Annotated in this window: 11 protein-coding genes and 1 pseudogene; 5 read left to right on the forward strand and 7 right to left on the reverse strand. The window is 72.7% G+C overall.

Going from position 1 to position 18,844, the window contains the following annotated elements; translation table 11 throughout:
* The first annotated feature begins 296 nt into the window (after positions 1-296).
* Positions 297-1,706, forward strand: coding sequence for a cation:dicarboxylate symporter family transporter (locus ACEXOX_RS32760; protein ID WP_406524586.1), 1,410 nt, complete (start codon positions 297-299; stop codon positions 1,704-1,706).
* Between the two features lie 139 nt (positions 1,707-1,845).
* Here ACEXOX_RS32760 and ACEXOX_RS32765 read toward each other — a convergent pair whose 3' ends face one another.
* The gene (locus tag ACEXOX_RS32765) at positions 1,846-2,496 is read right to left on the reverse strand and encodes a TetR/AcrR family transcriptional regulator (RefSeq protein ID WP_406524587.1); all 651 of its coding nucleotides are present in this window, start codon (positions 2,494-2,496) and stop codon (positions 1,846-1,848) included.
* A 179-nt stretch (positions 2,497-2,675) separates the two neighbouring features.
* On the opposite strand from ACEXOX_RS32765, the gene ACEXOX_RS32770 reads away from it, so the two are divergent.
* The 3 genes from ACEXOX_RS32770 to ACEXOX_RS32780 all read left to right on the forward strand — a co-directional run bounded on the left by ACEXOX_RS32770 (position 2,676) and on the right by ACEXOX_RS32780 (position 6,126).
* Complete coding sequence (locus ACEXOX_RS32770) at positions 2,676-4,376, forward strand: MFS transporter (protein WP_406524588.1); 1,701 nt, start codon at positions 2,676-2,678, stop codon at positions 4,374-4,376.
* 122 nt (positions 4,377-4,498) lie between these two features.
* Positions 4,499-4,963 (forward strand): DUF4259 domain-containing protein, encoded by a 465-nt coding sequence (locus ACEXOX_RS32775; RefSeq protein ID WP_406524589.1) that lies wholly within the window; start codon positions 4,499-4,501, stop codon positions 4,961-4,963.
* A gap of 98 nt (positions 4,964-5,061) precedes the next feature.
* Entirely contained in the window at positions 5,062-6,126 is a 1,065-nt protein-coding gene (locus tag ACEXOX_RS32780) for an aldo/keto reductase (RefSeq protein WP_406524590.1), read from the forward strand.
* Between the two features lie 43 nt (positions 6,127-6,169).
* Here the strand turns inward: ACEXOX_RS32780 and glgB are convergent, their stop codons facing one another.
* The 5 genes and pseudogenes from glgB to ACEXOX_RS32805 all read right to left on the reverse strand — a co-directional run bounded on the left by glgB (position 6,170) and on the right by ACEXOX_RS32805 (position 14,679).
* Positions 6,170-8,806, reverse strand: a complete 2,637-nt coding sequence (gene glgB / locus ACEXOX_RS32785; RefSeq protein WP_406524591.1) for a 1,4-alpha-glucan branching enzyme — start codon at positions 8,804-8,806, stop codon at positions 6,170-6,172.
* A 323-nt stretch (positions 8,807-9,129) separates the two neighbouring features.
* Positions 9,130-10,341, reverse strand: a complete 1,212-nt coding sequence (locus tag ACEXOX_RS32790) for a maltokinase (RefSeq protein WP_406524592.1) — start codon at positions 10,339-10,341, stop codon at positions 9,130-9,132.
* Positions 10,302-10,697 carry a maltokinase N-terminal cap-like domain-containing protein gene (locus ACEXOX_RS32795; RefSeq protein WP_406524593.1) on the reverse strand — a complete coding sequence of 132 codons (396 nt, stop codon included), beginning with the start codon at positions 10,695-10,697 and terminating at the stop codon, positions 10,302-10,304. The genes ACEXOX_RS32790 and ACEXOX_RS32795 overlap by 40 nt, the downstream gene beginning before the upstream one ends.
* Positions 10,698-10,979: 282 nt before the next feature.
* Positions 10,980-12,680, reverse strand: a complete 1,701-nt coding sequence (gene treS, locus ACEXOX_RS32800; RefSeq protein WP_406524594.1) for a maltose alpha-D-glucosyltransferase — start codon at positions 12,678-12,680, stop codon at positions 10,980-10,982.
* Positions 12,677-14,679, reverse strand: a pseudogene (locus ACEXOX_RS32805) (maltotransferase domain-containing protein). Before ACEXOX_RS32805 ends, treS begins: the two are co-directional and overlap by 4 nt.
* Positions 14,680-15,713: 1,034 nt before the next feature.
* Here ACEXOX_RS32805 and glgP point away from each other — a divergent pair.
* Entirely contained in the window at positions 15,714-18,431 is a 2,718-nt protein-coding gene (gene glgP / locus ACEXOX_RS32810; RefSeq protein WP_406524595.1) for an alpha-glucan family phosphorylase, read from the forward strand.
* A 91-nt stretch (positions 18,432-18,522) separates the two neighbouring features.
* Here glgP and ACEXOX_RS32815 read toward each other — a convergent pair whose 3' ends face one another.
* On the reverse strand, positions 18,523-18,810 hold the full coding sequence (locus ACEXOX_RS32815) for an antibiotic biosynthesis monooxygenase family protein (protein WP_406524596.1): 288 nt from the start codon (positions 18,808-18,810) through the stop codon (positions 18,523-18,525).
* Positions 18,811-18,844 lie beyond the last annotated feature (34 nt).

Consider the following 18,844-nt stretch of genomic DNA (forward strand, 5'->3'; position numbering starts at 1 on the left):
CGAACAGCTGCCCGGCCAGGCTGCGCGGCCACCGGACGCGCGGCCGGCGCGCGCCCGTCGCACCAGGTGCTGGGCGCGCGCTGCGCGGCGGATCCCCCGTCGGGAACGTGGCATGGCCGACAGTCTGCCCGTTCCTTGACGCGTGAACGAAATGCACACAAGGGTGACGGGCGCCACAACGCCGTGCATAGTCACCGGGACTGTTCTGCGTACGGGCCGCGTACCGGCACGACACGGGCCGCGTACGGGTTGCAGAGCCGCAGACCGGCGCAGGACCGAAGACCGAGGAGTCAGCCGTGGCCGCACAGACCCCACCGCCCGGGGGCACGACCGAGGAGACCGCACCGCGCCAGAAGCGGGACCGGACGCATTACCTCTACATCGCCGTGATCCTCGCCGTGCTCGCCGGCATCGCCGTGGGCTTCGCCGCCCCCGGCTTCGCCGTCGGGCTGAAGCCGCTGGGCACCGGCTTCGTCAACCTGATCAAGATGATGATCTCGCCGGTCATCTTCTGCACGATCGTGCTGGGCGTCGGCTCGGTCCGCAAGGCCGCCAAGGTCGGCGCGGTCGGCGGCCTGGCGCTGGGCTACTTCATGGTGATGTCCACGGTCGCGCTGGCCATCGGCCTGGTGGTCGGCAACATCCTGGAGCCGGGCTCCGGCCTGCACCTGACCGAGTCGCTGCGGCACGCGGGCCAGGCCCAGACCAAGGGCGGCGCCGAGTCGACCACGGACTTCCTGCTCGGCATCATCCCGGAGACGCTGGTCTCCGCGCTCACCCACGGCGAGGTGCTCCAGACGCTGCTGGTGGCGCTGCTCGTCGGCTTCGGTCTCCAGGCGATGGGCGCCTCCGGCGAGCCCGTACTGCGCGGCATCGGGCACCTCCAGCGCCTGGTCTTCCGCGTGCTGTCCATGATCATGTGGGCCGCGCCGGTGGGCGCGTTCGGCGCGATGGCCGCGGTGGTCGGCGCGACCGGCGTGGACGCGCTGAAGTCGCTCGCCGTCATCATGGTCGGCTTCTACGTGACCTGTCTGCTGTTCGTGATCGTCGTACTCGGTACGCTGCTGCGCCTGATCGCCGGGGTGAACATCTTCGCCCTGCTGAAGTACCTGGGCCGGGAGTTCCTGCTGATCCTGTCCACCTCCTCCTCCGAGTCCGCGCTGCCGCGGCTGATCGCGAAGATGGAGCACCTGGGCGTCAGCAAGCCGGTCGTCGGCATCACCGTGCCGACCGGCTACAGCTTCAACCTCGACGGCACCGCCATCTACCTGACGATGTCCTCGCTGTTCATCGCCGAGGCGATGGGCAGCCCGCTCTCCATCGGCCAGCAGGTCTCGCTCCTCGTCTTCATGATCATCGCGTCCAAGGGCGCGGCGGGCGTCACCGGCGCCGGACTGGCGACCCTGGCCGGCGGCCTCCAGTCGCACCGCCCGGAACTGGTCGACGGCGTCGGCCTGATCGTCGGCATCGACCGCTTCATGAGCGAGGCCCGCGCCCTGACCAACTTCGCGGGCAACGCGGTGGCCACCGTCCTCGTCGGCACCTGGACCAAGGAGATCGACCAGTCCCGGGTGGGCGAGGTGCTCGGCGGCAGGCTGCCCTTCGACGAGCGGACGCTGAGCCCGGACGGGCACGGCGCGGACGACGCGGCGGCGGCCGCGCCGGAGCAGCGCGCCGGCGGGTCGAAGGAGCCGGTGAAGCTCTGAGACCGCGAACCGGGGCCTCGGTGGGTACGCCCGCCGAGGCCCTTCCGCGTTTCCGGCTGCCCGGCTGCCCGGCTGCCCGGCTGCCCGGCTGCCCGGCCGCCCGGCCGCGCTGGCGCCTTGGCGCCCGGGCGCCCTGGGGTCAGCCCGCCGCTGCCGCCCCGGCGGGCGCCTGGGCCCTCCGCGACTCCTCCGCCGTCCGCACCGCCTCCGCCGCCCGCTCCGCCGGTACGCCCGACGTGGCCAGCACCGTCTCCGCCGCCGCGGGGCCGGCCACGGCCGCGTCCAGGTCGCCGTCGTTGACCGCCTGCATCAGCCCGAACAGCGTGTGCTCGTGCACGTGCGCGAGCGCGCGCGGAGTGAGCGGCGACCGGAACAGGCCCGCCTCCAGGCCGCGGCTCAGGATGGTCGTCGCCCGGCTGCGTACGGGTTCCAGTCGGGCCCGGATGCCCGCGTCCGTGACGCTGGACTGGGCGAGCGAGACCAGCAGCCGGTAGCGGTCGGCGCACGCCCAGGTGGCGAGGGTGGCCCGGGCCAGTGCCACGTCGGCGGGCTCGGACGGGTCGGCCGCGCCGTCGGCGAAGGCGGTCGTCACGTCCTCGACGGCGGCGTCCGTCAGGGCGGTGATCAGCGCCTCCCGGCTCGGGAAGTGCCCGTAGACGGTGCGCCGCACCACCCCGGCGGCGCGGGCGATCTGGTCCATGGTCGCGTCCGGGTGCCGCAGCAGTTCGGCCAGCGCGATGTCCATGATCCGGCGGCGGTTGGCGTGGGCCCGGCTGGTGAGTGCGGTCATGGCGCGGCGGCTCCTCGGTCGGCGGACGCGTGTGGTCACGGTCCCGCTCTCCTCTCATTTTGCACATCGCTGTGCAGCGACGTAAATTGCACACGGCTGTGTAATTGCACAGCCGTGTGCAAGATCGTGCGCGCGGCCGCGCGCCACCGCAAGCATGGGGAGAGACAGGGGTGAATCGGGTGACTCCTACGGAGACCCGGCCGGTCCAGGACACGGACCGGCCCTATACGAAGCGCTGGTGGGCACTGGGCGTGCTGTGCCTGAGCCTGCTGATCATCGTGATGGCGAACACCTCGCTGACCGTCGCGGCTCCCGACATGACCGCCGACCTGGGCTTGAGCAGCTCCGACCTGCAGTGGGTCATCGACGCCTACACCGTCCCGTACGCCGCGCTGATGCTGATGCTCGGCGCCGTCGGCGACAAGTACAGCCGCCGCGGTGCCCTCGTCCTCGGCCTGCTGGTCTTCGCGGGCGGCTCGGTCGCGGGCGCCCTGGTGGACAGCTCCGGCGGCGTCATCGCGGCCCGAGCCGTGATGGGCGTGGGCGCGGCCATGATCATGCCGGCCACGCTGTCCCTGCTGGCCGCCACCTTCCCGCGCCGCGAACGCGCGCTCGCCATCACCATCTGGACCGCGACCGCCGGACTCGCCATCGCCGTCGGCCCGCTCGTCGCCGGCGCGCTGCTGGAGGACCACGGCTGGTCCTCGTCCTTCCTGATCAACGTGCCGGTCGCCGCGCTCGGCATCATCGGCGCGCTGCTGGTCGTCCCGGCGTCCAAGGCGGGCCACAGCGACCGCCTCGACTACGTCGGCGGCCTGCTGTCCGTGATCTGGGTCGGCTCGCTGATCTACATGCTCATCCAGGGCCCGCACTTCGGCTGGGACGCCCGCGCCGTCGGCGCCGCGGTCGCCGCCGGTGTCGGCCTGGTCCTGTTCGTCGTCTGGGAACTGCGCCACCCGCGCCCGGTCCTGGACGTACGCCGCTTCGCCCACCGCGGCTTCGCCGGCGCCAACCTCGCCGTGGCCCTCTTCTTCCTCGCGGTCTTCGGCGCGTTCTACTACCTCACCCAGCACCTCCAGTTCGTCCTGGGCTACTCCCCGCTGGACACCGGCATCCGGATGCTGCCGCTGGCCGGCGCGGTCTTCGTGGGCGCCGCGCTGACCGGCTTCCTGACGCCGCGGCTGGGCATGAAGGTCACGGTGACCGCCGGCATGGTGGGCGGCACGGTCGCCCTCGCCCTGCTCACCCGGGTGGACGCCGGTTCCTCGTACGGCGACTTCCTCGCCCCGCTCATCGTGCTGGGCCTGGCCATCGGCCTGTCCCTGTCGCCGTGCACGGACGCCATCATGGGCGCCTTCCCCGAGGACCAGCTCGGCGTCGGCGGCGCGGTCAACGACACCTCCATCGAACTGGGCGGCTCGCTCGGCATCGCCGTCCTGGGCTCCGTCCTGGCGAGCGCCTACTCCTCCAAGCTGTCCGACGCGGCGGCGTCCGCGGCGGCGCACGGCGGCCCGAAGCTGCCCGGCAGCGTCCTGTCCACCGCACAGGACTCGGTGGGCGCCGGGCTGGCGGTCGCCAAGGAGGTCGGCAAGCAGGTCGCCCAGGGCGCCGCGCCCAAGGTGGGCCCGGAGAAGGCGCAGGCGCTCGGCCTCCAGCAGGCCCAGGCGGTCGCGGACGCGGTGCGCGGGGCGTTCTCCGACGCGGTGGCGCACACCAGCCTGATCGGCGCGGTCGTGCTCGGCGTGGGCACGGTGCTGGTCGCCGTACTGCTGCCGCGGCGCCGCCGTACGCAGCAGCCGGGCGCCGGTCCGGAGGCCGGTCCGGAGACTGCCCGCGAGCCGGTCACGGCGGGCAGCGGCGCCGCCTCCACGCGCGACTGAGCCGCGGCCGCGCGGCTCCGCACGGCACCACCGGGTCGATTGTCAGTGGCAGATGCCACGATGCAATCGGCCCGGTGGTGGTGCGGGCGTGCGGGGCGGTGACGAGTGAGGGGTGGACGCTGATGGGGACGTCGGGCATGGGGCCGTTCGACAACGACGGGGCGGAGGATCTGCTGGACGATCTGGCCGCCATGCCGGTGGAGCGGCGGCTCGGCGCCATACGGGGCGTGCTGTCCACCGCCGCCGCCGAACGGGGCTATCTCGAAGCCCCGGAAGGCCAGATGGCCGTGGCCGCCGCGGCCCTGACGGCGGCCGCCCGATCCAGGAGCGCGTGCCCGGCCGCTGCCGCGTACGCCCCGGACCTGACGGTCCCCGAACCGCCGCCCCAGCTCGCCGTGCTCGCGCTGCACGCCCTGGACCGGGTGCTGGCGCCGGAGTCCGAACTGGCCGAGCTGTGGGACGAGACGGACGGCGGCCAGGAGTGGCTGGCGCACCTGGCCCGCCTGCGCGCCGAGCTGACCGGAGCCACGGACCGGGGAGGTGACAGAGGCGCCGGCCGGGGCTGCGGACCGGTTCCGCGCCCGTGAGCGGCCACGCCACGCGCCCGGTCCGCCGTGCGTCCCACCGTTCCCGCCCCTACGGTTGATCGCGGAGCGTCACCCGCACCAGCGACCGAGGAGGAACCGTGGAGTACCGCACGCTCGGACGGTCCGGCCTGAAGGTGTCCCGGCTCGTGCTCGGCACCCTCAACATGGGCGCGCGCGAGCAGTTCGCGCAGATCGGCGGGCTCGGTACGGACGAGGCCCGCCGGCTGTTCGACATCGCGCTGGACGCCGGCGTGAACATGATCGACACCGCGAACATGTACTCCTTCGGCCAGGCCGAGGAGATCACCGGCGAGGCGCTGCGCGGCCGCCGGGACGACGTCCTGCTCGCCTCCAAGGTCCGGATGCAGGTCGGCGACGGGCCCAACGAGGGCGGCTCGTCGGCATACAGCGTCCTGCGCGAGGTCGAGCGCAGCCTGCGCCGCCTCCAGACCGACCACCTGGACCTGCTCTACCTGCACCAGTGGGACGGTCAGACGCCCGTCGAGGAGACCCTGACCGCGCTGGACCGGCTGGTCGCCGACGGCAAGGTCCGCTATGTCGGCGTCTCGAACTTCAACGGGTGGCAGCTCATGAAGACGCTGTACACGGCGCGGCTGCACGGCCTGACCGCGCCGATGGCCCAGCAGGTCTACTACACGCCCGAGGCCCGCGAGGCGGAGTACGAGATCCTTCCCGCCGCCCTGGACCAGGGCCTGGGCACCCTGGTCTGGAGCCCGCTGGGGGAGGGGCTGCTCAGCGGCAAGGTGCGGCGCGGGCAGCCGGTGCCGCCCACCACCCGGCAGGGCACCGACTGGCCCGAACCGCACGTGGTCGACAAGGAGCGGGCCTACGACATCATCGAGTGCCTGGCCGGGATCGCCGAGGCGCACGGCACCTCGGTCCCGCGGGTGGTGCTCGCCTGGCTGCTCGGCCGCCCCGGCGTCACCGGCCTGGTGATCGGCGCCCGCACCGAGGAGCAGCTGCGCGACGACCTCGCCGCCCCCGAGCTGCGGCTGACCGAGGCCGAGACCGCCCGCCTCACCGAACTCTCCCAGTTGCCCGCCTACTACCCGTACTGGCACCGCGTCCTGAATGCGACCGACCGCCCGGACCCGGCCGAGGCGCCCTTCCTGGACGGCTGGAAACGGGCCATGGGCGGCTGACAGGCGCGCGGGCCGGGGCACCGCCCCGGCCCGCGAAGAGCCCTCACACCGGCCGCAGCCAGAGCGTCGCCAGCGGCGGCAGCACCGGGGTGATCGACGCCGGCCGCCCGTGCCACGGCACGGACGCGTCGGGCTTCAGCGGGTCGGGGTTGCCCACCCCGCTGCCGCCGTACCGCTCCTCGTCCGTGTTCAGGACCTCCTGCCACGCCGGCACGTCCGCCGGTACCCCGAGCGGATACGCGTGCCGCACCACCGGCGAGAAGTTGGAGACCGCCAGCAGCGGGGTGCCGTCCGTGCCGTAGCGCAGGAAGGCGAAGACGTTGTCCTCACCGGCGTCGCCGACGATCCAGGAGAAGCCCTCCGGCACGGTGTCCTGCTCCCACAGCGCGGGCGTGTCCGTGTAGCGGCGGTTCAGGTCGCGGACCAGGTCCCGTACGCCCCGGTGGTCGGGCTCGGCGGAGTACGACGGGTCCAGCAGCCACCAGTCGGGACCGTGGCCCTCCGCCCACTCGGCCCCCTGCGCGAACTCCTGCCCCATGAACAGCAGCTGCTTGCCCGGATGCGCCCACATGTACCCGAGGTACGCCCGCTGCGTGGCCCGCTGCTGCCACCAGTCGCCGGGCATCTTGGAGACCAGCGAGCGCTTGCCGTGCACCACCTCGTCGTGCGAGATCGGCAGGACGTAGTTCTCCGAGTACGCGTACACCATCGAGAACGTCATCTCGTTGTGGTGGTACTTGCGGTGCACCGGCTCCTTGCCGACGTAACCCAGCGAGTCGTGCATCCAGCCCATGTTCCACTTCAGCCCGAAGCCCAGCCCGCCGAAGCCGCCGGGCCCCACGTGATGGGTGGCGCGGGTGACGCCGTCCCAGGCGGTGGACTCCTCGGCGACGGTGACGACGCCGGGGCAGCGCCGGTAGACGGTGGCGTTCATCTCCTGGAGGAAGGCCACCGCGTCCAGGTTCTCCCGCCCGCCGTGCACGTTGGGCGTCCACTCGCCGCTCTCCCGGGAGTAGTCGAGGTAGAGCATCGAGGCGACCGCGTCCACCCGCAGCCCGTCGATGTGGAACTCCTCGCACCAGTACACCGCGTTGGCCACCAGGAAGTTGCGCACCTCGGCCCGGCCGTAGTCGAACTCCAGCGTGCCCCAGTCGGGGTGCGCGGCCCGTGCCGGGTCCTCGTGCTCGTACAGCGGCCGCCCGTCGAACTCCGCCAGCGCCCACGCGTCGCGCGGGAAGTGCGCCGGCACCCAGTCCATCAGCACCCCGATCCCGGCCCGGTGCAGCGCGTCGACGAGGTACTTGAAGTCGTCGGGGGTGCCCATCCGGGCGGTCGGCGCGTAGAAGCCGGTGACCTGGTAGCCCCAGGACCCGCCGAAGGGGTGCTCGGCGACCGGCATCAGCTCGACGTGCGTGAAACCCAGATCCTTGACGTAGGCGGGCAGCTGCTGGGCGAGCTGCCGGTACGTGAGCCCGGGACGCCAGGACGCCAGGTGCACCTCGTAGACGGAGAACGGCGCCGCGTGCACCGGGCGCTCGGCCCGCCGCTCCAGCCACGCGGCGTCCTGCCACCGGTGGTGCGAGGCGTGCACGACGGAGGCGTTGGCGGGCGGGCACTCCGTACGGCGGGCCATCGGGTCGGCGCGCAGCGTCTTCGAGCCGTCCGGCCGGGTGATCTCGAACTTGTACAGCTCGCCCTCGCCCAGCCCCGGCAGGAACAGCTCCCACACACCGGACGAGCCGAGCGAGCGCATCGGGAAGCCGGTGCCGTCCCAGTAGTTGAAGTTGCCGACGACGCGCACGCCCCGGGCGTTCGGCGCCCAGACGGTGAAGCGGGTGCCGGTCACCTCCTGGTGCACCATCGGCCAGGCGCCCATCGCCTGCCACAGCTCCTCGTGGCGGCCCTCGCCGAACAGGTACAGGTCCAGTTCGCCGACGGCGGGCAGGAAGCGGTACGGGTCGTGCACGGTCACGTCGTTGTCCTCGTACGAGACCAGCAGCTCGTACTCGGGGACCGCGGACAGCGGCAGCACCCCGCCGAACAGGCCGTCACCCTCGTCGTGCAGATCGGCCCGCAGCCCCTTGGCGAGGACGGTGACGGCCTTCGCGTACGGGCGCAGCACGCGGAAGAGCACCCCGCCGCGCACCGGGTGCGCGCCGAGCAGCCCGTGCGGGTCGTGGTGCGCGCCGGCCAGCAGCCGGCCGCGGTCCTCGTCGCCGAGCGGCGGCGCGGTCCGCACGCCGTGGCTGCCGCCGCTGGGCTCCGGGGCGAGGTCGGGCGCGAGGCCGGGCGGCGCGCCGTCGGCCGGCGTACCGGCGGGCTGCGTACCGGCAGGACGGGTGCCGGCGGGCCGTGCGCGATCGGACCGCGCACGGTCCGGGCGGGAGCCGTCGGGCCGCTCCGGCAGGGGCTCGCCGTGGTCCCGCTGATGCGGCGGCCGCTCGGCCGACGACGGGGCTTCGGTGCCGGTTTCGGTGTCGGCGGCGGTGGCGTCGGGCGCGGGGGGAGCGGAGGGCGAGGCGGTCCCGCCGGGCCCGGCAGGCTCATCATGCCCCGGCAGGAAGGTCGCCGGGACACCGGACCGGCCGGCGGATGCCTCCGGGGAGGTGCCCCGGACGGCCGTGCCACGGGCGGGCGCGGGTTCTTGCGATGGGCGGCGGGACGACGAACGGGCGGTCACGAGAGGAGCCTCCTCGGCCAGATGTCAGCGATCAGGGATGTCTGAGATGCGGGGGTCTGGGCCCTGTCGTCACATTCCCGCCTGCCGCGCGACGCCTGGCACGCACGCTCGCTGCGTTGTCGGGCCCTTCCAGGTACACCCAGTAACTGGAAGACCCTCCGCCTTGCGATCGCACGCACCAGGCGCCGCGCGGCCCGCCCTCCGGGCGGACGCCGGGAATGTGACGACAGGACCGCACCGGGCGCGCGCCCGCCGGACGGGCCGGGGCCGCGCACGCCGGTGCCGGTGCTCCGTACCGCTCCGGGTGGCCCGCTCCCGCGGTTTCATGCGCGCCCATCGGAGCCGTCCAGGTCCGGGCCGGCGCCGGGGTCCGGGCCGGCCGCGTCCCGGGACGCGTGCGTCCTGGCCAGCCGCCGTACCGCGGCCATCGGTACGGGCAGCCAGTTCGGCCGGTGCCGGGCCTCGTAGAGCACTTCGTAGACGGCCTTGTCCGTCTCGTACGCCCGCATCAGCTCGGGCGCCGAGCGCGGGTCGAGCCCGCCGGCCTCCGCGTACCCGAGGCAGTAGGCGGCCCGGGTGCGCCGGGCCCACTCCAGCGACCACGGGTCGCCGCCCGAAGGGCCGCTGCGGGCCGCGTAGTCGAACGAGCGCAGCATGGCCGCCACGTCGCGGACCGCGGGCTGCGGGCGCCGCCGCTCGGCCAGCGGCCGGGACGGCTCGCCCTCGAAGTCGATCAGCGACCAGCGGCCCTCGTCGGCGGTCCGCAGCGTCTGGCCCAGGTGCAGGTCGCCGTGGATGCGCTGGGCGGACCAGGCGCGGCCGTCGTGCCCGAGCGCCGCGAGGTCGTCGAAGGCGGTGCGCAGCCGCGCGCAGTACGGCCGCAGCGCGGGCACCACACGCGCGGTGGCGACCAGCCGCTCGTTCATCTGGGCGGCGACCGCGTCGAGTTGCGGGCGGCGCAGCTCGGTGGTGGGCAGCGTCTCGGCCAGCGCGGTGTGCACCTCGGCGGTGGCGTGCCCGAGGGCCCGCGCGGAGCTGGTGAAGTCGGCCTGCACGGCGAGCGCGTTCAGGGCCAGCTGCCAGCCGTCGGCGGAGCCGCTCAGATAGGGCTGGAGCACGCCCAGCGTCACCGGCTCGCCCTCGCCCGCCTCCGGGTCGGTCTCGAACCACGCGGCGGGCGCCGGGACCCGCCCGCACTTGGCGCGGGCCAGCGCCAGCGGCAGTTCCAGGTCCGGATTGAGGCCGGGGGCGGTGCGCCGGAACACCTTGAGGATGTACGAATCCCCGTAGACGACCGAGGAGTTGGTCTGCTCGGCGGTGACCGGCCGGGCGGGCATCCCGGAGGAGATGGTGCTGTCGGCCACCCGGCAGAACCGCAGTCCGCCGAGCCGTCCCGGCACCCGCAGCCGCTCCAGCAGGAGGGCGCACAGCCGGTTGTCCAGCAGGGCGTCGTAGACCGTGCGCCCGTGCAGCGGGCCGCCCGCGGGGCGGCCGATCACGGCGGGGGCGAGCTGCGGCGGCAGGGCGCTGTGCACGCCGAGCAGCAGCTGGTAGCAGTCCCCGCCCGCCGGGCCCCCGGCCGGCGCGGCGGCCTGATCGGCCGGGCTCCCCGGTGGAGCCGGGGGCGGGGTCCCGGGGGAGTCGCCGACTGCTGCGCCCGTACGAGCAGATGCAGCAGCCCCGGCGTGGCGCCACCCGCCGCGCACGGCAGCAACTCGGTCGCCGACACCAGCTCGAAGCCCGTGATCGGCCGCCCTTTGCCGGCGAACCACCGCTGCCGCGGCAGCCATTCGCTCAGCAGGGGGACGAGTGAGGACAACAGCGCGGGTGCGGTGGTCGAGAGGCGGTCATGCGAACTGCGGATGGCACGGGTCGAGGCGGTCTCCGACATGGCGTCGCGTCCTTTCCCCGGGCACACGACAGATAGGGCAGAGTGTCCCGGAATGCGGCCTTGACTGTGCGGCGGTGCGGGACGTGTCGGGTGAGGATCGTCCGTACGGCAGCGGCGTCCGTGGGCATTACCCCTGACACCGGGGTTTCGGCGCTGGCTCACCCGGCCCGTGCGGTAGTAGGGAGACTGCCCGTGGGGGCGGTCGGAAAACGCCCGTACCCGTGTCGCGGGCGGATACGTGCGGCGGTTTTCCGCCGCCCTGCACGTGCGCCGGTACGGTCCCTAGACCGACCCCCTCCGCAGCCGGAACCAATAGAACCCGTGACCCGCGAGGGTCAGCAGATAGGGCCATTCGCCGATGGCCGGGAAACGGACGCCGCCGATCAGCTCGACCGGATGCCGCCCGTTGAATGTGCGCAGATCCAGCTCGGTGGGCTGCGCGAAACGCGAGAAATTGTGCACGCACAGCACCAGGTCGTCCTGGTATTCGCGCAGGAAGGCCAGCACCGCGGGGTTGGACGAGGGGAGTTCGGTGTAGGTGCCGAGACCGAAGGCCGGGTTCTGCTTCCGGATCTCGATCATGCGCCGGGTCCAGTGGAGCAGCGACGACGGCGAGGACATCGACGCCTCGACGTTGGTGACCTGATAGCCGTAGACCGGGTCCATGATGGTCGGCAGGAAGAGCCGGCCGGGGTCGCAGGAGGAGAAACCGGCGTTCCGGTCGGGTGTCCACTGCATCGGGGTGCGGACCGCGTCCCGGTCGCCGAGCCAGATGTTGTCGCCCATGCCGATCTCGTCGCCGTAATACAGGATCGGGGAGCCCGGCAGGGAGAGCAGCAGGGCGGTGAACAGCTCGATCTGGTTGCGGTCGTTGTCGAGCAGTGTGGCCAGCCTGCGGCGGATGCCGATATTGGCCCGCATGCGCGGGTCCTTGGCATATTCCGCGTACATATAGTCACGCTCTTCGTCCGTGACCATTTCGAGCGTCAGCTCGTCGTGGTTGCGCAGGAAGATGCCCCACTGGCAGCTGGCCGGAATCTCCGGGGTCTTGGCCAGGATTTCCGAGACCGGGTAGCGCGATTCCCGGCGGACCGCCATGAAGATGCGCGGCATGACCGGGAAATGGAACGCCATGTGGCATTCGTCCCCGCCCTTGGAGTAGTCACCGAAATAGTCGACCACGTCCTCCGGCCACTGGTTGGCCTCGGCCAGCAGCACGGTGTCGGGGTAATGCGCGTCGATCTCCGCCCGTACGTGCTTGAGGAAGGCGTGCGAGGCGGGGAGGTTCTCGCAGTTGGTGCCCTCCTCGGCGTACAGGTACGGGACCGCGTCCAGCCGGAACCCGTCGATGCCCAGGTCGAGCCAGAAGCGCAGGGCGGACAGCATCTCCTCCTGCACGGCCGGGTTCTCGTAGTTCAGGTCCGGCTGGTGGGAGAAGAAGCGGTGCCAGAAGTACTGCTTGCGCACCGGGTCGAAGGTCCAGTTGGACGCCTCGGTGTCGACGAAGATGATCCGCGCGTCCTGGTACTGCTTGTCGTCGTCGGCCCAGACGTAGTAATCGCCGTACGGGCCGTCCGGGTCGCTGCGGGACTCCTGGAACCACGGGTGCTGGTCGCTGGTGTGGTTCATGACGAAGTCGATGATCACCCGCATCCCGCGCTGGTGCGCGGCGTCCACGAACTCCACGAAGTCGGCCAGATCGCCGAATTCCGGGAGCACGGCCGTGTAGTCCGAGACGTCGTAACCGCCGTCCCGCAGCGGCGACTTGAAGAACGGCGGCAGCCACAGGCAGTCCACGCCCAGCCACTGGAGATAGTCCAGTTTGGCCGTGATGCCCTTGAGGTCGCCGACGCCGTCACCGTTGCTGTCCTGGAAGGAACGCACCAGGACCTCGTAGAAGACGGCCCGTTTGAACCAGTCGGGGTCGCGGTCCTTGGCCGGCGTGTCCTCGAACGTGTCGGGGACGGGCTCGTTGACGATCAATTGGGTGACCCTCCGATCGGTGAGGACGGTCGCAGCGAGAACACGTGCGCGGGCGCCGGTGAGCGGCCCGGGTCGAGGCGCACATAGTTGTCCCTGCCCCAGTGGTAGGTCTCGCCGGTGAGCTCGTCGCGCACCGGGACGGAATCGTGCCAATCGAGGCCGAGTTCCGGCATGTCCAACGACACCGTCGCCTCGTGGGTGTGGTGCGGGTCGAGGTTGACGACGGTGAGCACCGTGTCGGCCCCGGCGCCGTTCCCGGCCCGTTTGGAATAGGCGAGGACGGCGTCGTCGTCGACGTGGTGGAAATGGAGGTCACGCAGCTGTTGGAGGGCCGGGTGGCGGCGTCGCAAGCGGTTCAGAGCGGTGATGAGAGGTGCGATCGTACGTCCCTCGCGCGCCGCTGTCTCCCAGTCCCGTGGCCTGAGTTGGTACTTCTCCGAATCCAGGTACTCCTCGCTGCCACTTCGTACCGGTGTCGACTCGCACAGCTCGAATCCGGCGTAGACACCCCACGTCGGGGAGAGGGTGGCGGCCAGTACCGCACGCACCTCGAACGCGGGCCGGCCGCCGTGCTGCAGATAGGCGTGGAGGATGTCCGGCGTATTGACGAAGAAATTCGGCCGCATGTACGAGGACGATTCCCGCGACAGTTCGGTGAGGTACTCGGTGAGCTCGCGCTTGTCGTTGCGCCAGGTGAAATAGGTGTACGACTGCTGGAAACCGATCTGTGCCAGGGTGCGCATCATGGCCGGCCGGGTGAACGCCTCGGCCAGGAAGACGACGTCCGGATCCGTACGGTTGACGTCCGCGATGACCTTCTCCCAGAAGAGCACCGGCTTGGTGTGCGGATTGTCGACCCGGAAGATGCGCACCCCGCGCTCCATCCAGAAGCGCAGCAGCCGCTCCGTCTCCCGCACCAGGCCGTCGAGGTCCGTGTCGAACGCCAGCGGGTAGATGTCCTGGTACTTCTTCGGCGGGTTCTCGGCGTAGGCGACGGAGCCGTCCGCCCGGTGGTGGAACCACTCGGGGTGCTCGGTGACCCAGGGGTGGTCCGGCGAGCACTGGAGGGCGAAGTCCAGCGCCACCTCCATGCGCAGATCGCGCGCCGTGCGGACGAAGTGCGCGAAGTCCTCGAAGGTGCCGAGGTCCGGGTGCAGGGCGTCGTGCCCGCCCTCGGGCGAGCCGATGGCCCACGGTGAACCCACGTCGTACGGGGCGGCGGAGAGCGCGTTGTTGGGGCCCTTGCGGTAGGAGGTGCCGATGGGGTGCACGGGCGGCAGGTAGACCACGTCGAACCCCATGGCCGCGACCGCCGGCAGCCGTTCGGCGGCCGTCCGGAATGTGCCGCTGACCGGTGCCGCGCCCTTGCGTACCACCGCGCCCTCCGAGCGCGGGAACAGCTCGTACCACGAACCGAACAGGGCCAGGCGGCGCTCGACCAGCAGCGGCACCGTCCGCGAGGCGGTGACCAGTTCGCGCAGCGGGTGGCGGGCGAGCGCGGCGGTGACCTCGGGGACGAGCGCGGCGGCGAGCCGGGTGGCGGCGGGCAACTGCGGGTCGCGCAGGGCGTCCGCCGCGGCCAGCACCGCTTCCCGGCCGTCTCTCTTGGGCACCCCTCGGCGGCGCGTTCGTGCAGCGCGGCACCGTCGGCGAGCACCAGTTCGGTGTCGATGCCGGCCGGGATCTTGATGCCGGCGTGGTGGCGCCAGGTGGCGACCGGATCCGACCAGCCCTCGACGCCGTACGTCCACCGGCCCTCCACGTCCGGGGTGACCTCGGCGCCCCAGCGGTCCGTGCCGGGCGCCAGTTCGCGCATCGGCGTCCAGGGCCCGGGGCGGCCCAGGGGATCGCGCAGCACGACGTTGGCGGCGACCGCGTCATGGCCCTCACGGAAGACGGTGGCCGAGATCGTGAAGGTCTCGCCGACCACCGCTTTCGCCGGGCGACGGCCGCAGTCGATCAGCGGGTGGAGGTCCAGCACGGGGATGCGGCCGATCATGGGGTCACCTGAAGGTTGGGAGGTATAACCGGATTCTGTCCTTTCTATCGTTTTTGTGACAGATGGACGGGCTGCGGGCATGGGCTCTCCTGTCCGCTTTCACTCGGTTGGCGGATGGGGGCGGTGCGGGAAGCCGTGCGGCGCGCCGGGGCGCAAGAGCGGTACCGCACAAGCCTTCCCGTGGCGCGCGGGCGGGCAATCCGGCCGTCCGCGCACTACCGGCACGTAACCGCGGAACGGAATATGACCGGGGCCCCGGACGCGTGCGCGTGGTGGCGCGCACGTCCCCGGGCGCACGGCTGCCGTCCTGCCCGTACGTGCTACAGCGTCTTACGGGGCTGTGCCGTCGTGAACTCACCAGCCGGTGCCGACCCGCATCGACGCGGTCGGCGGGCTGGGCCCGCCGTGGTGGTCACGATGCCGGGCCGCCGTGGCGGCCGGCACGTTCCGCACCTCCTTCGGTCCGGCCCGCCGACGGGGCGGCGGACGGAGCGCGGCCGCGCCGGCTGCGTGCGGTGCGGCCATGGACGTCCTGGAGAGAGGGCCTGCTCCGCAGTGTCTCCCGAGTTCCACGCCGACGTGATGTCCACACCCGGTGCGATCAGGCCGAGTTGCGCACCCCGGCCGGAGAAGGCCGCCCACCGGTCGAGGGCGTCACCCGCCCCGGCCGTGACCGCCGCACGCTCCCGGCCCCGCGGCGCCCTACGGCAGCCTTTCGCGCGGTGCGGCCTCGAACAAGAGTGCACGGGGACGCGGATCCGGCCATATCGGCAGCGGGAGACGGCAAGGCGCGGCACGGGCGGCAGGAGACCGCAGGAGGCGTCCGGGAGGCGGGGCGGGGGCGGGCCGGATCCCGCCGCCCCGGTGCGGCCCGCCGGGCCCGCACGTGGCCGGAAGACGCCCTTCAGGTGACCGGCTCGGCCGAACGGGTGACGGCCCAAGAGGCTTACCGATCATGGCAGTTGGCGTCCGGATCCGACCGGATTCCGGGCTACCGGGCGAATCGGGCGGCAGTGCGCCGCTACCGTCGTACCGTGAAGGCCATTCGTCGGTTCACCGTGCGCCCCGTCCTCCCGGAGCCCCTGCGACCCCTCAGCGACCTGGCGCGCAATCTGCGCTGGTCCTGGCACCCCGAGACCCGCGAACTGTTCCACGCCATAGCCCCCGCCGGCCGGCGCCGGGCGGGACTGGACCCCGTACGGCTGCTGAGCACCGTCTCCGCCGAGCGGCTCGCGGAGCTGGCCGGGGACCGCAGATTCCTGCGCCGGCTCGGCGCGGCCGCCGACGACCTGCAGGACTACCTCTCCGGACAGCGCTGGTACCAGAGCGCCCAGCTGGGCGGCCGGGACGGCCGGCTGCCCGAGGCCGTCGCCTACTTCTCGCCGGAGTTCGGCATCACCGCCGCGCTGCCGCAGTACTCGGGCGGCCTCGGCATCCTCGCCGGCGACCACCTCAAGGCGGCCAGCGACCTCGGTGTGCCGCTCATCGGGGTGGGCCTGCTCTACCGGCACGGCTACTTCCGCCAGTCGCTCTCCCGCGAGGGCTGGCAGCAGGAGCACTACCCGGTGCTCGACCCCAACGAACTGCCGCTGGACCTGCTGCGGGAGGCCGACGGCACGCCCGCCCAGGTCGCCCTCGCGCTGCCCGGCGGGCGGCAGCTGCGGTCGGTCGTCTGGGTGGCGCGGGTCGGGCGGGTGCCGCTGCTGCTCCTGGACTCCGACGTGGAGGAGAACGGGCCGGGCGAGCGGGACGTGACCGACCGGCTGTACGGCGGGGGCAGCGAGCACCGCCTGTTGCAGGAGATGCTGCTGGGGATCGGCGGGGTGCGGGCCGTACGGACGTACTGCCGGCTCACCGGCCACGCCGCGCCCGAGGTGTTCCACACGAACGAGGGACACGCGGGCTTCCTCGGCCTGGAACGCATCCGCGAGCTGGCGGACGCCGGCCGCGAGGGCGGCCCCGGCGAGGCGGGCGGGCCGGTCGGGCTGGATTTCGACGGCGCCCTGGAGACCGTACGCGCCGGCACGGTCTTCACCACCCACACACCCGTCCCCGCGGGCATCGACCGCTTCGACCGCGAACTGGTCGCCCGGCACTTCGGCGAGGCGGCGGAGCTGCCCGGCATCGACGTCGAACGGATCCTCGCGCTCGGCCTGGAGACCTACCCCGGCGGCGAGCCCAACTGCTTCAACATGGCGGTGATGGGCCTGCGGCTCGCCCAGCGCGCCAACGGCGTCTCCACCCTGCACGGCCGCGTCAGCCGGGAGATGTTCGCCGGGCTGTGGCCGGGCTTCGACCCGGAGGACGTACCGATCACGTCGGTCACCAACGGGGTGCACGCGCCCACCTGGGTGGCGCCCGAGGTCTTCCGGCTGGGCGCCCGCCAGATCGGGGCCGGCCGGACCGAGGACGCGCTGTCCGTCGGCGACTCCCGGCGCTGGTCGGCGGTGGCCGACATCCCGGACGCGGACGTCTGGGACCTGCGGCGGGTGCTGCGCGAACAGCTCGTCGAGGAGGTACGGCGGCGGCTGCACGTCTCCTGGCGGCAGCGCGGCGCCGGAGCCGCCGAACTCGGCTGGATCGACGGCGTCCTGGACCCGGACGTACTCACCATCGGTTTCGCCCGCCGGGTGCCCTCCTACAAACGGCTCACCCTGATGCTGCGCGACCGCGACCGCCTGATGGACCTGCTGCTGCACCACGAGCGGCCCGTCCAGATCGTGGTGGCGGGCAAGGCCCATCCGGCCGACGACGGCGGCAAGCGCCTCGTACAGGAACTGGTCCGCTTCGCCGACGACCCGCGCGTACGGCAGCGGCTGGTCTTTCTGCCCGACTACGGCATGGCCATGGCGCAGAAGCTCTACCCCGGCTGCGACGTCTGGCTCAACAACCCGCTGCGCCCGCTGGAGGCGTGCGGCACCTCCGGCATGAAGGCGGCGCTCAACGGCTGTCTGAACCTCTCCGTCCTGGACGGCTGGTGGGACGAGTGGTACGAGCCGGACTTCGGCTGGTCCATCCCGACGGCCGACGGCCACGCCACCGACGAGAACCGGCGCGACGAGCTGGAGGCCAACGCGCTGTACGAGCTGCTGGAGCAGCGGGTCGCGCCGCGCTTCTACGACCGCGACGAGGCCGGTGTCCCGCAGCGCTGGGTCGAGATGGTCCGGCAGACCCTGGTCAACCTGGGGCCGAAGGTGCTGGCGGGCCGTATGGTGCGCGAGTACGTGGAGCGGCTGTACGCGCCCGCCGCCCGCTCCCAGCGCTCCCTGACCCCGCAGGCCGCGACCGAACTGGCCGCCTGGAAGACCCGGGTACGGGCCGCGTGGCCGCAGGTCGCGGTGGACCACGTGGAGACCGGGGCCCTGGTGGTGGACCGCGCGGAGCCCGCCGGGGTGCCGGGCGCCCCGCCCAACGGCAGCGCCGAACTGGGCGCCACCCTGGCGCTGCGGGTCCGCGTCGCCCTCGGCGACCTCACACCGGACGACGTGGAGGTCCAGGTCGCCTCGGGCCGGGTGGACGAGTCCGACCGGATCACCGACGCCACGACCGTGCCGCTCAAGCCCAGCGGCGGCCCCGACCTGGAGGGCCGCTGGCTCTACGAAGGCGCGCTCGCCCTCGACCGCACCGGCTCCTTCGGCTACACGGTCCGCGTCCTGCCGGCCCACCGGCTGCTGGTCACCGCCGCCGAGATGGGGCTGCTGGCGGTGCCGTCGGAGACGACGGGGGAGGAGGCGGGGGTGCTGATGCGCTGACGGGCGGGCGCCGCCCGTATGCGGCCGGGTCTTCGCACGTGCGACGTGCGGTGCCCCGGCCGGTCCGTTCAGCGGCCCCTTCCGCGTCTTGTCAGCGGGACAGCAGGTAGTGGACCTGGCGGGGCCGGACCTCCAGGTCGCTCAGCCCCTCGGGCGTCGCGCCCAGCTCGCGGGCGACCTCGGCCGCCGCGCGGAAGGTCTCCTCGGACGCGAAGGCGCCGGTGGTGACGACGGCTTCGCCGTCCGGCGTGACCCAGACCCCGACGGACAGGAAGCCCGGCTGCGACCGCGCCGCTTCGGCGACCTGGTGGCACTGGCCGACGAACTCCTCGACGTGCTCGGGGGCCGGGTAGTGGAAGGCGACGAAACCGAATGCCATGGCGATGTCCCTTCTCGGGGGTATGTCTTGGTAC

This window comes from Streptomyces sp. Ac-502 (assembly GCF_045222935.1).
Taxonomy (GTDB): Bacteria; Actinomycetota; Actinomycetes; order Streptomycetales; family Streptomycetaceae; genus Streptomyces; species Streptomyces monomycini.